Source organism: Paenibacillus sp. NN59, assembly GCF_057597225.1.
In genome coordinates, this window is sequence record NZ_CP199678.1 from 256,880 (window position 1) to 272,793 (window position 15,914).

The following is a 15,914-nucleotide window of genomic DNA, read 5'->3' on the forward strand; positions in this document are numbered from 1 at the left end:
AAGGAGATGCTTTATTTTGACTCAAACCAATTCCCCCCTGCCAGAGCAGGAAGAGCATATCGTTGAAGCAGGCGTACACAACTTTAGTAAAGAGAATGAGTGGGTAAAGCCGGATGATCCACTGCTACTAGAGCGGCTGGAGTGGTTCAAAGATCAGAAGCTCGGTTTGATGATGCACTGGGGGCCATACTCGCAGCTCGGCTTGGTGGAATCATGGGCGCTGAGTGATGAGGATGGCGACTGGTCACGGGATGATGTGGACTGGACGGACGATATGGAGGACTTCAAGCGTGAATATTTTGACCTGAACAAAACCTTCAATCCGATTCGGTTCCAGCCCGAGGAATGGGCACAGATGGCCGCCGACAACGGCTTCAAATACTTCCTGTTTACGACCAAGCACCACGACGGTTTCTGCATGTGGGATACCAAAACAACCGATTACCGGATTACAGGCAAAGATACACCGTTTCACACGCACAAATATGCCGATATCTGCCGTACGCTATTTGATGCCTTTCGAGCGAAAGGGCTCGGTATCTCTGCGTATTTCTCCAAAGCAGACTGGCACACACCGTATTACTGGGCACCCGGTATGGAGCGTGGACGCCATATGTGGCGCGGGCCTTCCTATGATCCACACAAGTATCCATGGATGTGGGAAAAGTTCGTGGAGTTCACCCATGAGCAGATCATGGAACTGCTGACGAACTATGGACGGATCGAGTGTCTGTGGCTGGATGCAGGCTGGGTACGTGAAGGCCGCCACGGTCAGGATATTCGGCTTGGCGAAGTGGTCGAGCGGGCGAGAAAGAGCACGCAGCCTTGGCTTCTGTCTGCAGATCGCACCGTAGGCGGGCCGTATGAAAACATCGTCACCCCGGAGCAGACGATCCCCGAACATCCGATGAATATCCCGTGGGAGAGCTGTATTACCGTCGGGCACTCCTTTGCTTTTGGCTTCGATGATCAGTATAAATCAGGCCGGCAGCTTGCACATATTTTGCTCGAGGTGGTATCCAAAGGCGGGAATCTGGCACTGAATGTCGGGCCGCAGCCGGACGGACGTCTACCTAAAGGGGCAATTCGAGGCATCCAGGGACTCGGCGAATGGCTGAACACACACGGCGAGGGCATTTATGGCACCCGCATTTGCGCACCGTTTTACACGAAGGATTGGGCATTTACACAGAAAGAAGACGTACACACCGTCTATGCCTTCCGCATGTATCGCAACGAGAGCGAGACCCCGGAAGAGCGCCTGATCATTCCTTATGTGGAAAAGGTAGAGCGTATTGAACTCATCGGTACGAATGACGTACTTTCGTTTCAGCAGACCGAAGAAGGGCTGCTCGTGGAGTTGCCACGATCCGCTACAAGCAACCAAGCACCGATCACTCATACATTTAGATTGATCACCAAATCATAAAAATGCATGTCAATTCCGGGGGAGATATCTGGGCCTCCGGAATTTTATTTTTGTACATATAAACATACAGAACCCCACAGAACATGGCTTTAAACACTTGCTGCACAAGGGTTTTTAGAATAAAGAGAGGTCAGAGAAAATTGCAAATTGATCAAAAAGACCTCGGCAAGGTACTATCAAATTAAGAAAGCGCTACCTGATATGATTGTTAACATTGATTAGATTAAAGGCAACGGATTAGCATCAAAAACGAACGTTTAAGAGATGTAAATGTAATGTATTATTACACTTGAGGCTGAGAAGGAGTGACGCAAATGAGTCGAGGTACAGATAGCATACCTGCGAACATAGAGCTGCAGCAATTACGTCAGACAGCGCCCAAGAAGCAGCATCCGTTTATCAAAAGCTTCAAAAAGCACTGGGAGCTGTACCTGCTTGTGCTGCCTCCGGTGTTGTATCTATTGATCTTCAAATACATCCCGATGGTGGGTGTGCAGATTGCCTTTAAAGATTTCAGTGTAGTCAAAGGCATCTGGGGTAGCCCATGGGTGGGGCTCAAACATTTTGAAGCCTTCTTCAATTCCCCGAACTTCTGGCTACTGATCAAGAACACCATTGGCATCAGTTTCTATTCCCTCATTGCAGGTTTCCCTATACCGATCTTGCTCGCCTTGGCGCTGAACGAGATTCGAACGGGTTATTTTAAAAAGACCGTACAGATGGTCACGTATGCACCGCATTTTATCTCCACCGTTGTCATGGTATCCATCATCATTCTGATGCTCTCGCCACATGTAGGCGTCGTAGATAAGTTATTTACCTGGCTGGGTTTCCCGATGACCAACTTTATGGGTATTCCCGAATATTTCAAATCAATCTATGTATGGTCGGGGGTATGGCAGGGCATGGGGTATTCCTCCATTATCTACATCGCGGCCTTGGCTGGAGTCGATCCATCCCTGTACGAAGCGGCCAAGATGGATGGCGCCTCAAGGTTGCGGAAAATCTGGCACATCGACCTTCCCACCCTTGTTCCGGTGACCGTAATCATGTTGATTCTAAGTCTGGGCAGCATTATGGGCGTAGGTTTCGAGAAAATTTATCTTATGCAAAATCCGCTGAATACAAGTGCTTCGGAGGTCATCTCCACGTACGTGTACAAGGTCGGTCTGATCGGAGCGAATTTCAGCTTCTCCGCGGCTGTCGGATTCTTTAACTCCATCATTAACCTGATTCTGCTGGTCATCGTCAATAGCATTTCACGCAAAGTATCCGAGAACAGCTTGTGGTAAAGGAGGAGCATGTCCATGTTTAATCTGATCAATCGGAACCGAATCAAAGATCCCATTGGCGACCGTATTTTCATGACCATCAACTATATCTTTCTGATTGCCATTCTGTTAACGGTGTTCTACCCGCTCTTGTACATTGTCAGTTCCTCATTCAGCTCGTCACGTGCCGTAACTTCCGGCCAGGTGTGGCTGTTCCCGGTTGATTTCAACATCAAGGCATACATCTCCATTTTCAAAAGCCAGCAGCTCATGCTCGGGTTTTACAACACGATCATTTACACCGTGGTTGGTACGTTCATCAACGTGGCGCTGACGGTTATGCTAGCCTACCCGCTCTCCCGTAAGTCGTTCTATGGACGGGGAGCGATCATTATCTTCATGATGATTACGATGTTTTTTGACGGGGGTCTGATTCCGACCTACCTGTTGATGAAAGACCTGCATCTGCTGGATACCCGCTGGGCGATGTGGCTGCCCGGAGCGCTTGCCGTGTTCCAGGTCATCGTTGCTCGCACCTTCTTCCAGTCGTCGATTCCCGAGGAGCTTGGTGAAGCTGCCGAGATGGACGGGTGCCGGGATATTCGCTACCTGATCAGCGTGGTGCTGCCGCTCTCCAAACCGATTTTGGCGGTCATGACCCTGATGTACGCAGTAGGCCACTGGAATGCATACTTTGATGCACTCATTTACCTCCGTTCAGAGAAACTGTTCCCATTACAATATGTGCTTCGCAACTTGTTAATTCTGAATGCGGCTGACCCGGCCATGCTTGCGAATACAAGCCAGCAGATGCGAGATCAGGGCTTCGAGCAGGTGCTGAAATATGCGCTGATTGTGGTCGCCAGTATTCCGATTCTGATTATGTATCCGTTTGTGCAAAAACACTTCGTCAAAGGGGTTATGGTGGGTTCACTTAAAGGATAGATGGTAGCCGGTTTATGAAAGGAGGTGGGGGCACACGCCGGCTATATCAACCCAACAGCTTAACCAAAGGTTTGCCGTTATGAATAAAAAGGAGGAGTCAGCTTGAGAAAATCCTGGATTTCAATTTTGTGTCTGGTCTTAGCTTCGATAACGATATTATCTGCATGCAGTTCATCTGAAAAAGCGGGTACAGGTAGCGAGGGGAGCGGCGAGAGCGGCGGCCCGGTGACGATGACTTTTTTTGCCCCACAAGGTAAAGCACCGATGGAAGACAATGAATTCACCAAGTTTATCGAAAAAAAGTTCAACGTGACCTTGAAATGGGATCTGGCCCCGACAGACGCTTTGCAGGATCGCAGACAATTGCTGCTAGCCAGCGGGGATTATCCTGAAGTATTCCTGCACGGTAAATTCACCACCTCGGATCTTCAAACCTATGGTAAACAAGGCGTGTTCCTCCCGCTTCAAGACCTGATCAAGCAATACGGCCCGAACCTCACCAAAGTGATGGAAGAGAAGCCTTATTTCAAGGATGCCATAACGGCACCGGACGGTAACATCTATGCATTGCCTATTTTTAATGAATGTTACCACTGTACGTATGCGCAGAAGTATTGGATCAACCAAGAGTGGCTGGATAAGGTGGGGCTGAAAATGCCAACGACGACGGATGAACTGTATACCGTTCTGAAGGCGTTCAAAACCCAAGACCCGAACGGCAACGGCAAAGCCGATGAGATTCCGCTCACAGGTGCACCGAACAAATATGTGTGGAACGGCAACATCGATGCCTATCTGATGAACAGCTTCATATACAACGATAACGATAAATACCTGATCGTGAACGATGGCAAGGTGAGTTTTGCCGCCAACCAGGAGGGATGGAAGAAAGGGCTGGAGTACATGCACAAGCTGTACGCGGATGGCCTGATCGACCCGGCTTCCTTCACACAGAATGACCAGGCGATTGGTCAACTGGGGAACAAAGAAGGAGATGAAGTGGTTGGTTCCATTACAACGGCACTGGTGAGCTATCTGGTGAATACGTATGACAAAAAAATTACCCGTCACCAGCACTGGGAGATCGTGCCCCCACTCAAAGGACCGGACGGTGTGCAGACGACTGGAGCAACGCAAAGTGTAGGTGAGTTTGAATTTGCCATCACCAACAAAGCGACCGAAGCACAACAGATCGCAGCGATCAAAATTGTAGATTACATGTTCAGTGAAGAGGGTGCACTCTACGCAGAGTACGGCCCAACGGAAGGAAAGGGCTGGAAGAAAGCAGACCCGGATGAGAAAAACATCAACGGCGAACCTGCCAAATACAGCTATTACAACCTGCCTGAACGTGATCCCAACGTGGTTGTGAACGAGAGCTGGTCACAGATCGGTGCGCATGATTTGTCCAATACGTTCCGTAATCTGTTTGCAGAGGGTCAAGATCCACTGTCTGCTGAAGGATACGGTACAAGGCTTGCTCAAGCGACGAAAGTATATGCTCCATACGCTCCGAAAGAAGTATACCCTGCCAACGTATTTATTCGTCCAGAAGATACCGAGACAGCAGCTCAACTGACCACCGCGATCAAAGATTATGTGCAGACGAATATGGCTCAGTTCATCATTGGTAGCAAGAGCATTGATAAGGACTGGGATTCATACGTCAAAGGTTTCGATGGGCTTGGATTAAGCAATTATCTGGATATTTATCAGCGTGCAATTGAGAAAAAGTGATGCAAAAGGACTGTCCCGTCTGTCACCCGTGACCGGGGCAGTCTTCTCCTATGACAACCCCACGTCATTCGATATAATGAACGCATAATTATGAAAACTTTGTGAACAGAGGCAAGGTGCAAGTGGTTGTCGTCATGCAACATGAAATGGATTGGTGGGGGGCGCGGAGATGAACAACAATTGGTTCAGACGTTTGCTGTTATCGTATTTGCCTATTTTTTTTATTGTGACGACGATTTTATTTTTTATTTTCTTTCAGGTATTCAATGAGCAGAACCGGAGAGAAGCGCTCAAGGCTAATGAATTTTTGGCTTCACAGGTGACACAGTATCTGGATAATTCCTTGCGTTCCATCGATTTCAAGGTGTTGCGCGAGATTTTGACCAACTCGAATCTGAAAAATTATTTCTCGGTATCTGGCAGCGAGGATGTCTATGCCGGCATTCAGGCCGTTAAGGTCATCGATGAATTGAAGATAGAATATCCGCTGATCGACTCGGTCTACCTGGTCAGGTACAGCGATAACACCGTTTTTAGCAATGGCAAGGCCGTTCCGATCAACGAATTCCCCGATGCAGCCTTTATTGCAGACAGCCGGACGAAGGATGAGCAGAAGTGGGTCGGCGGACGGTCATTCAAGGCGTTTCCTTCCCAATCGGCGGAGCAGGTCATTACGATTGTGCGGAATGTCGGGAACGGTAGAGGTCTTGTAGTGACCAACGTGGAGTTGAATACGCTGCAAAAGTCCATTATGCAGATGTACGACCCTGAATTTACGTTTGTGAACATCTATAACCGATCCGGGGGGAGTCTGTGGCATGGTGGTACGCCTGATGCTGAGATGCTTGCTTCCAAGCCAGCTTCCGCTTCGGGAGAGGTTTTCTCAGAATTCACATCCAGCTATAGTGGCTGGAAGGTGCAGACTGGGCTGAATAACGGAAAAATCATCAAGTTTACGCTGCAATTTTATAATATCTGGTTTATTTTCGCCGTCGCTGTTGTGCTGATCGGGGTTGTGTGGGTCGTCTATGTGACGCGTAGAAACTATAAACCGATCCAGCAGATTGTTACCCTGATTCAGACGGTCTCCTCACAGAAACCGTCACCACTGAACTATGGCAAGGAGAATGAATTCCGTTTCATTCATACCACGCTGGAGCGCATGATCGACCAGACGAAGCAATATCAGGAGGAGCATGAAGAGAATCTGATTTTGCAGAAGAAGGTCTTCTTTCAGGAACTGCTGGAAGGTACGCGGGAATACACATGTCATGAGTTATCTGCGGAGATGAGCAAGTTCAAGCTACCGGCATTAGAGCATCGCTGGGCTGTAATGGTGGTGGAGATGGATCGATACGACGTGTTTGTGGATGAGTATCATCAGCAGGATCAAGCCCTCCTGAAATTTGTGCTGTCGAGCATTTTGCAGGAAAGTGCAAGGCAAGAAGAAACCGAGGTATGGGCAGAGTGGGTTTCGAGTCAGCGATTGTATGCCATCCTGTGGCTACCTGAGGCCGAACAATCTGAAGAGACAGAGCGACGCTTGCTCAGTGGTTATCTGGATCAGGTGGGTCAGTATTTGAATTTTACCGTAACCATTGGTGTGGGCAGGGTTGCTGTGGATATTCGCGGGCTTCGAGCTTCGCTTAAAGAGGCTGTGCATGCCCTGGAGTACAAGGCGGTTCTGGGCACCAATCAGATCATACCGTGCGGAGATGTACCGAGTTCGACGAATGATGTGTATGAGTTTCTTAAGACCATCTCCTTGCTCGTGCAGGCAATGCGGCTATCAGACGATGTTTGGGAACAGCACTTCGAACGGCTGTTTAAGCAGATTCGTCAGTCTGTTCTGTCTCGTCAGGAGATTATGAACACGGTTCAGCTGTTGTTCCAGCATTATAATCGTGAGTTTGCCGAGCTTCCGCGTGAATATCAGGAGTCATGGGCAGCGATATTTACGCCATTGTTACCACGGCTAGAAGGTTGGGAGACGCTGGATGATCTGCGCGAGCTGTGCCTGGAAGGGTTCCGTGAGTTGGCGAAGCAGATGGAGACACTGCAATGCTCTCGTAAACATCGGTCACATATTCTGGAGATTCGCAAATATATCGAAGAGCATTACAACAATCCCGATCTGTCGCTGAATTACCTTAGTGATCTGTTCGATATCAATCCGAAGTATCTCAGCAAGCTTTTCAAAGATGAGATCGGGGAGAAATTCGTGGATCTGCTCATCAGTCACCGGATCGAAAAAGCAAAACAGCTCATGCAACAGACGGACAAAGCCATTCAGGAGATCAGTGAGGAAGTGGGATATACCAATTACAATTCCTTCAACCGCGCTTTTAAAAATGTCGTGGGCATGGCTCCAAGTGACTATCGCAAGGCGATGTAAGCTCGACGTATGACCAACTCACAGGCAGGAGGAGAATGTGCACATGCAAACGCAAACGGGCTACAAAGATGCATCACTTCCCATTCAGGAGCGGGTACAGGATCTGCTCGAACGAATGACAACCGCAGAGAAAATAGGGCAGTTAATCCAGCCTATGGGGTGGAAAACATACAAGAAAGCGGCAGACGGTACGGTACAGGTAACCGAAGAGTTCGAGGCGGACATGGCGCTGGGTGGTGTCGGCTCGTTGTATGGGGTGCTCAGGGCAGATCCATGGACAGAAGTTACTTTGGATACAGGGCTGACACCCCGGCAAGGAGCGGTAGCCACGAATGTGATTCAGCAATATGCGATAGAGCATTCCCGATTAGGGATTCCGATTCTGTTCGGAGAAGAATGTTCCCACGGGCATATGGCCATTGGTGCAACGGTCTTTCCTGTGCCGTTAACGGTAGGTAGCACATGGAATAAAGATCTATATCGCAGGATGTGCGAGGCGATCGCTGTGGAAACTCGGAGTCAGGGCGGCGCAGCTACGTATTCTCCGGTGCTGGATGTTGTGCGTGACCCGAGATGGGGACGGACGGAGGAATGTTTTGCCGAAGATGCTTATCTCATCGGACAGTTTGCCGTAGAAGCCATCTATGGATTGCAGGGGGATCGTCTTGATTCCGACCGGACGGTGGTGGCGACACTCAAACATTTTGCAGCGTATGGCAGTTCGGAAGGCGGGCGCAATGCGGCGCCAGTGCATATGGGAATGCGTGAGTTGCACGAAATCGACTTGCTGCCGTTCAAACAAGCAGTAGAAGCCGGAGCCTGCTCGGTCATGACGGCTTATAACGAGATCGATGGTGTGCCGTGTACATCCAGTACGTATCTGCTGCATGATCTTTTGCGGGAAGAGTGGGGTTTTGACGGATTTGTCATTACCGATTTTGGGGCGATCCAGATGCTAGTGAACGGACACAACACGGCAGAGAATGGAGAGCAAGCCGTAGCGCAGTCCCTGCGGGCAGGTGTAGATATGGAGATGTCTGGATTCATGTACCGCAAACATCTGGCACAGGCACTTGAACAAGGTTTACTGGAAGAGAAGGAGCTGGATGTGGCGGTACGACGTGTGTTGGAGATGAAATTCAGGCTCGGTTTGTTTGAGCGGCCTTATGTTGATCCTGATTTTGCAGAGAAGGTTATCGGGTGTGAGGAACATGTTCGGCTCGCACGGGAGGTGGCACAAGAGGGAATTGTCCTATTGAAAAATGAAGGACATGTGCTTCCGCTTGCTACTCAGGGAATCAAACTGGCTGTGATCGGGCCGAACGCCAACCATATCTATAACCAGCTTGGAGATTATACCTCTCCGCAGCCAAGAGAGCAGATTGTGACGGTGCTGGATGGTATCACGCGCAAAATCGGTGGGGCGGATTCTGCTCAGGTGCTGTATGCACCCGGATGTCGGATTAAGGGTGACTCGAGAGAAGGCTTTGCGCAGGCGCTGGCATGTGCGGAGCAGGCTGATGTCATCGTTATGGTGATGGGTGGATCGAGTGCGCGTGATTTCGGCGAAGGTACAATTGATCTGCGAACAGGGGCATCCGTGGTAACCGACGATCCGTGGAATGACATGGAGTGCGGGGAAGGCATAGACCGTTCTTCGTTGAACCTGATGGGTGTGCAGCTAGAACTGGTGCAAGAAATACATAAGCTGGGGAAGCCGGTCGTTGTGGTGTATATTAACGGGCGCCCTATTGCCGAACCGTGGATCGACGAGCACATTCCAGCCATTCTGGAAGCATGGTACCCGGGGCAGGAAGGGGGCAATGCCATCGCCGATGTACTGTTTGGGGATGTGAATCCATCGGGGCGACTGACCGTTTCCTTTCCCAAACATGAAGGTCAGCTTCCCGTGTACTATCATGCGAAACGGACGCGCGGCAAACGGTATTTGGAGATGGATCTAACGCCGCAATATGCCTTCGGACATGGGCTGAGCTACACGGACTTCAAGTACGACAATGTACGAGTGACACCGGAAGTGATTGGCCCGGACGAGGAGGCACAGGTGCAGGTCGAAGTGACGAATGTGGGTGCTGTGGCAGGCAAAGAGGTCGTACAACTGTACATTAGCGATGTGACGGCTTCCGTTACCCGGGCTGAAATTGCCCTGAAAGGTTTCAGCAAAATCCATCTGGGACCAGGAGAGACTCAAACCGTAACGTTTTCTGTACAAAAGGAACATCTCGCACTGATCGACTCCCGTCTCCAGTCTGTGGTGGAACCGGGTGAATTCAAGCTGATGGTTGGACGCAGCTCTGCGGACTGGACGGCTTGCAGTCTGCATGTACAACAGGTGGAGGTGAAGGTATGATCCGAATGCAGAGGTTTATCGAAGACTTGAAGCAGAAGCAGTGGCTGGAAGTCGTTGAGCTTCCCGAGTGGCAGATGCAGCGAGCACGATATATTCGGCCGGGAGAATACGAGTATGAGCAAGAATATGCACATGAGCAGGGATATGCGTATGGTCAGGAGCGCGCATCTGAACAGGAAGGGCACGAGGAGATCCAGCATTCCCTGAATCCGTTGAACAGCACGCACGGAACGACGTATTTTCTGAGCAAAAGAGTGCAGATTCCTGAGACGTGGCAGGGTGAGGCTATCGGATTCATTTTTGAAGCGGGTGGGGAAGGGTTGATGAAGGTCAACGGTGTTCCGTATCACGGGCTCGATCGCAATCATACCTTCGTACCTCTTCCAAGAGAACGTGTGGGAATCTCGCCACAGCTGGAGATCGAGCTGTATGACCCCATCCCTGAACCGCATGATCCCTTGAATCGGCAAGCGGTAATTCAGCCCCCGATTCAGGGGATACGAGCGGCGCTGGTGCATGTGAATCAACCGTTGCAGAGCCTGATGTACAGCATAATGGTACTTTCAGAATCGCTGCAAGCTTTACCGGAGAAGGATTTGAAACGCACAACACTGGTTCGGTCTGTCCATCAGGTGATGGATGAGATGTACCATGATTCGAGACGCTGGCAGGATGGTGTATGGCTACATGAGCTGGAGCAGAGAATCGTCCAGACCGTGGAGCGGGAAGACCCGGAGCAGCATCGAAGCGGGTTTATGCATCTGGTTGGACAGTCTCATATTGATGTGGCTTGGCTCTGGCCTGTGCGGGAAACCGTGCGCAAATCGAGCCGAACGTTCTCTACGATGTGTACGCTTATGGACACATACCCGGATTTTGTGTACTCCCAGAGCCAGCCTCAACTATATGCTTTTGTTAAGGAGCATTATCCTGAGCTGTATGAAAGGGTTAAGGCACGAATTGCTGAAGGGCGCTGGGAACTGGTCGGTGGCATGTGGGTGGAGCCGGATCTGAATATCCCAAGTGGTGAGTCCCTGGTGCGGCAGATTTTGTACGGACAGCAGTTCTATCAGTCGGAGTTTGGCAAACGTTCGAACATTGAATGGCTGCCGGATACGTTTGGATATTGTGCTTCACTGCCTCAGATTCTGAGGCTTGCCGACATTCCTTATTTTATGACGACCAAACTAAACTGGAATGATACGAATGTGTTTCCGTATGATCTGTTCGACTGGGTGGGGATTGACGGTACATCGGTGCTCTCTTACCTGAATCATGGTGTAAACGAACATACGCGTCCCAAAGATGTGCATGAACACTGGCAGTCCTACAAGCAAAAAGACGTTCATGCGGAGCAGATGTTGCTTTATGGGCACGGCGATGGTGGCGGCGGTGTAACGAACGAAATGGTGGAGTTTGCGGAGCGTTCTCACCTGATGGCAGGGCAGCCGATCAGTCAATTCAGCACGGCGAGCGCCTTTTTTGAAGGGATTGCAGCGAGTAAGCCAACACTGCCGAAGTGGCATGGTGATCTATATCTGGAGCTGCATCGGGGCACATATACAACCCATGCACGGAATAAACGCAGCAACCGTAAGGCCGAGGTACTCTATCGCGAAGCAGAAATCTGGAGCCAGTGGGATCAGAATCACGGCCGAATGTTGGATCGCAAGGAAGTGCTTGAAGAAGGCTGGAAGCTGATCATGTTGAATCAGTTCCATGATATTATTCCGGGTACATCGATTCCCGAAGTGTATGTAACTTCTGCTGAGGAGTATACGAAGGTGTTTGCGCTTGGTGATGAAGTGTTACAGGGATCACTTGATGTGCTCACGGATAACATTGCAACAAATGAAGTATCAGGTAAGCCTTACGTTGTTTTCAACAGCCTTGGCTGGGAGCGGAGTGAAGTGATCTGTATCGCAGGGGATACAGATTGGGAGGGCTTGGCGGCGTATGATCGCTATGGAAATCGTTTGATTAGCGAGGTAGAGCGGGAAGAGCAAGAAAATAGGGTTAGATTGCATGTTCTTGTTCCTTCGATTCCTGCCTTTGGGTATATCACCATATGGTTGCGCGAGACAAAAGAAGAAGTAGAACGATATTCAAAAGAAGAAATAGCGGTAACTGTAGAACAGGGAGCGGATAGCGCATTAGGAGCAACAGGTGAGGGCGACATTCCAGTAGGGAAAAAAACAACAAATGCAGATCTAGAAGTGAGTTCAGCGATCCAAAAGACAGCTAAGCTTGAGCAGATACCTGCATGTTGGGAAACCGAGTTCTATTTGCTCGAATTCAACGATTTGGGTGAGATCACAAGATGGTATGACAAGACGGTAGAGCGTGAATGGTTGAGGCCAGGCGACCAAGCGAATGAGTGGCAGTTTTTCCACGACAAACCGACGTACTGGGATGCATGGGATATAGACCCAAGATTTGAATCTCAGCGGGCGAGTGCTGTGCAGCTGATCTCCAGAGAGATTGTTCAGCGCGGCCCTGTGCAGGATGTACTGCGTTTCCGATGGAAGCTGAATGAATCCGAGATTAGCCAGGATGTAATTTTGTTTCATCATCAACGGCGCGTTGATTTTAAAACTCGGGTAGACTGGAATGAAAGTCACAAGCTGCTCAAGGTGGCGTTCCCAGCAGATTTGGTGGCGGCTAAAGCAACCTATGAGATTCCGTTTGGTGCCTTAGAGCGGGCAACGCATAACAATACAAGTTGGGAACGGGCGCAATTTGAGGTGTGCGGGCATCGCTGGGCTGATCTCTCGGAGGGCAATAGTGGTATCAGTTTGTTGAATGACTGCAAGTATGGCTACGACATTAAGGATCGCACGATTCGTCTTTCACTGTTGCGAGCACCAAAATGGCCTGATGTACATGCCGATCAAGGGCAGCATGAATTCACGTATTCAGTACTGCCACATGCAGGTGACTGGCGTCAGGCTGATGTGGTACAACGTGCGATGGAACTGAATCACCCGGTACAGGTGGTTGCATCCACACCACATGGGGGCGATAAATCCTCAGAACATAGCTGGCTTCAGTTCCACAGTGAACATGTTATTTTGGATACGATTAAGGCATCGGAAGATGCAACGGGAACGGTACTGCGTTTCTACGAATCAAGCGGAGGCCGGGAAACGGTACAGGTGCAGTGGAATGAGCAAAATGTGAGTGCATCAATGATTAATCTGCTGGAAGATGAGCTTGCCCCGCTCACTTGCGAGGGTGGAGCGTTTAAACTGACGTTTAAGCCCTATGAAATCAAGTCGGTAAAGCTTGTGCCATCAAGTTGATACGATATAAGTTGAACTATACATTTACACTATAACGGAGAGGACAGAAAAAACCTGAAAAAGCGAAGCGCTCGCCTTTATCACCGGATTTTCCCCTTTGGAAAAGGGAACCAAAAAATCTGGGGATAACAGCGATTGGAAGGTTATTCTGTCATCGGAGTGTTCAGTGTAAAAACCTTTAGTTCAACTCATCTAATCTCATCTCATGGGAGGTACGACATGAAATTAACCAATAAAATCGGTGTAATCGTGGACAGTTTTGGGGTAGGCGTACGGGAAGGGCTGTTGAAAGCCAAGGATGCAGGTGCAGAAGGCGTACAGATCTACGCGGTGAAGGGGGAGATGGACCCGGAAAATCTGTCGCTAGCGGCTCGTAAAGAGCTTCGTAGTTATATAGATGGTCTCGGTCTTGAGATCTCGGCATTGGTTGGTGATCTGGGCGGTCACGGCTTTCAGGTCAAGGAAGACAATGCTTGGAAAGTGGAAAAATCTAAACGAATTGTTGACCTGGCCCTTGATCTGGGCACAAATATTGTGACCACACATATCGGTATTGTTCCACATGATCCTTCTTCCGAAGTATACGAAACACTGCACGCTGCCTGTGAAGAACTGGGACAGTACGCCAAAAGTGTCGGAGCCTACTTTGCGATCGAGACGGGGCCGGAAACGGCTGCTGATCTGAAAAGTTTCTTGGATACCCTCTCCACGAACGGGGTATCCGTAAACTTTGACCCGGCAAACATGGTGATGGTGACAGGAGATGATCCGGTACAGGGTGTGAAGCTACTCAAGGATTATATCGTGCATACACATGTGAAGGATGGCTTGCGTCTGAAAGAGGTCGATCCACGGGACGTGTACGGTGCGGTGGGTTATGCTCCGATGGATCATGGGAAAATTGCCGAAATGGTAGCTTCCGGCGCCTTTTTCCGCGAAGTGCCGCTGGGCGAGGGAGCTGTTGATTTTAATGCTTATTTTGCCGCGCTGCAGGAGATTGGCTATACAGGGTATCTGACCATTGAGCGCGAAGTGGGAGACCAACCGGAAGTGGATATTCGCAAAGCCGTGCAGTTCATCAAACAATATCGATAGGAGTGGAGCAGATGAAGGTAGGTCTGAGCACGTACAGTTTGTTGAATGATCTGAATTCAGGAGCCATGACGGTGCTGGATGTAATCGACTGGATTGCAGCGAACGGCGGCGAGCACATGGAGATGGTTCCCTACGGATACACGGTGGAGGATAATCATGAACTGGCGGATGCGATTCGGGGGCGCGCCGAAGCAGCTGGGATTGAACTGTCGAACTATTCTATGCCAGCCAACTTTGTGCAGGAGACGGAAGAGGCTTTTGAAGAAGAGATGGCTCGGGTCAAAAGACATGTGGATGTCGCACACCGGATGGGTGTCAGGCATCTGCGCCACGACGTTACTTCATTCAGGCTACCCAAGGAGAGCACGACCATTGCCTGGTTTGAACAGCATCTGCCGTTGATGGTTAGGGGAAGCCAGATCATTGCCGATTATGCTGCAAAGTACGGGATGATTACAACGATTGAGAATCATGGATTCAGTGTGCAGGCTAGTGATCGGGTTCAGCGAGTATTGCATGCCGTAGATCGGCCGAATTTTAAAACAACGCTGGATATTGGCAACTTCATGTGTGTAGACGAAAACCCGATTATCGGTGTGATGAAAAATCTGCCGTACGCTTCGCTCATTCATTTCAAAGACTTCTACTTCCGTCCGTATGACGAGCATCCGGGGGAAGGGGAGTGGTTTACCACAACTTATGGTAACTTCCTGCGCGGTGCGATCGTGGGTCAAGGTGATATCCCCATCCGTAAAATCGTCAAGCTGATCAAAGATTCCGGTTACGATGGCAATATCACGGTGGAGTTCGAAGGCATGGAGGAATGCAAAGCCGCTTCCAAAATCGCCATGGATAATCTGCGTCGTTTCTGGGATGAAGCATAGAGGGAATATTAATAGTGATTTGGTATAGGGCCGCGTTTTCGTGGCTCTTTTTGTCATATACAGCATATGAACTAGGAGATCATTTTGTAGTGCCATAAAGAGGAATAAGTGACGATAATCACAAGTATGCTATACTGAATGTACGCAGCCTGAAAATAACTGGCTATGGATAGGAGAGATCGTGAATCTATGCAGGTATTTGAGGACTGGAACCAAAAGGTAAAGAAGACGTTCAACGCAACGAATCCCGAAGTGGTATTGACGGTAACTGAGGCGGGCAGCCTGCTAGGGCTGAGTAAAGACCAGATGAAGTTATACGTGGATAAAAACAAACTCACCAAAGTACCTATTATGAGAAGTGTGCATCGATATCTTTTGTTAAAAAGTGAAATTGATCGCATTGTGCAGGCACAATAAATAAGTAGGAAAAAGGCAAGCAGTCTTAGTTGACCGGGGTAATAACTGAATAGAACATTTATAGCCAT

The 15,914-nt window shown here is 49.5% G+C and carries 10 protein-coding genes; all 10 read left to right on the plus strand.

What is annotated here, in order from left to right; all coding sequences use genetic code 11:
* Positions 1 to 16 precede the first annotated feature (16 nt).
* The 10 genes from ACT89M_RS01175 to ACT89M_RS01220 all read left to right on the plus strand — a co-directional run bounded on the left by ACT89M_RS01175 (position 17) and on the right by ACT89M_RS01220 (position 15,846).
* Positions 17 to 1,429 (plus strand): alpha-L-fucosidase, encoded by a 1,413-nt coding sequence (locus ACT89M_RS01175; RefSeq protein ID WP_154891521.1) that lies wholly within the window; start codon positions 17 to 19, stop codon positions 1,427 to 1,429.
* A gap of 314 nt (positions 1,430 to 1,743) precedes the next feature.
* Entirely contained in the window at positions 1,744 to 2,721 is a 978-nt protein-coding gene (locus ACT89M_RS01180) for an ABC transporter permease (protein WP_154891520.1), read from the plus strand.
* 15 nt (positions 2,722 to 2,736) lie between these two features.
* The gene (locus ACT89M_RS01185; RefSeq protein ID WP_090924237.1) at positions 2,737 to 3,645 is read left to right on the plus strand and encodes a carbohydrate ABC transporter permease; all 909 of its coding nucleotides are present in this window, start codon (positions 2,737 to 2,739) and stop codon (positions 3,643 to 3,645) included.
* A 102-nt stretch (positions 3,646 to 3,747) separates the two neighbouring features.
* Positions 3,748 to 5,382 (plus strand): type 2 periplasmic-binding domain-containing protein, encoded by a 1,635-nt coding sequence (locus tag ACT89M_RS01190; protein WP_154984867.1) that lies wholly within the window; start codon positions 3,748 to 3,750, stop codon positions 5,380 to 5,382.
* A 169-nt stretch (positions 5,383 to 5,551) separates the two neighbouring features.
* On the plus strand, positions 5,552 to 7,777 hold the full coding sequence (locus ACT89M_RS01195) for a helix-turn-helix domain-containing protein (protein WP_308723412.1): 2,226 nt from the start codon (positions 5,552 to 5,554) through the stop codon (positions 7,775 to 7,777).
* Between the two features lie 43 nt (positions 7,778 to 7,820).
* Complete coding sequence (locus ACT89M_RS01200; RefSeq protein ID WP_308723411.1) at positions 7,821 to 10,148, plus strand: glycoside hydrolase family 3 N-terminal domain-containing protein; 2,328 nt, start codon at positions 7,821 to 7,823, stop codon at positions 10,146 to 10,148.
* On the plus strand, positions 10,145 to 13,450 hold the full coding sequence (locus ACT89M_RS01205) for an alpha-mannosidase (protein ID WP_308723410.1): 3,306 nt from the start codon (positions 10,145 to 10,147) through the stop codon (positions 13,448 to 13,450). The genes ACT89M_RS01200 and ACT89M_RS01205 overlap by 4 nt, the downstream gene beginning before the upstream one ends.
* Positions 13,451 to 13,669: 219 nt before the next feature.
* Positions 13,670 to 14,545, plus strand: coding sequence for a sugar phosphate isomerase/epimerase family protein (locus ACT89M_RS01210; protein WP_154891515.1), 876 nt, complete (start codon positions 13,670 to 13,672; stop codon positions 14,543 to 14,545).
* An 11-nt stretch (positions 14,546 to 14,556) separates the two neighbouring features.
* The gene (locus tag ACT89M_RS01215; RefSeq protein ID WP_308723409.1) at positions 14,557 to 15,429 is read left to right on the plus strand and encodes a sugar phosphate isomerase/epimerase family protein; all 873 of its coding nucleotides are present in this window, start codon (positions 14,557 to 14,559) and stop codon (positions 15,427 to 15,429) included.
* 189 nt (positions 15,430 to 15,618) lie between these two features.
* Positions 15,619 to 15,846 carry a MerR family transcriptional regulator gene (locus ACT89M_RS01220; RefSeq protein ID WP_090924231.1) on the plus strand — a complete coding sequence of 76 codons (228 nt, stop codon included), beginning with the start codon at positions 15,619 to 15,621 and terminating at the stop codon, positions 15,844 to 15,846.
* The last annotated feature ends 68 nt before the right edge of the window (positions 15,847 to 15,914 follow it).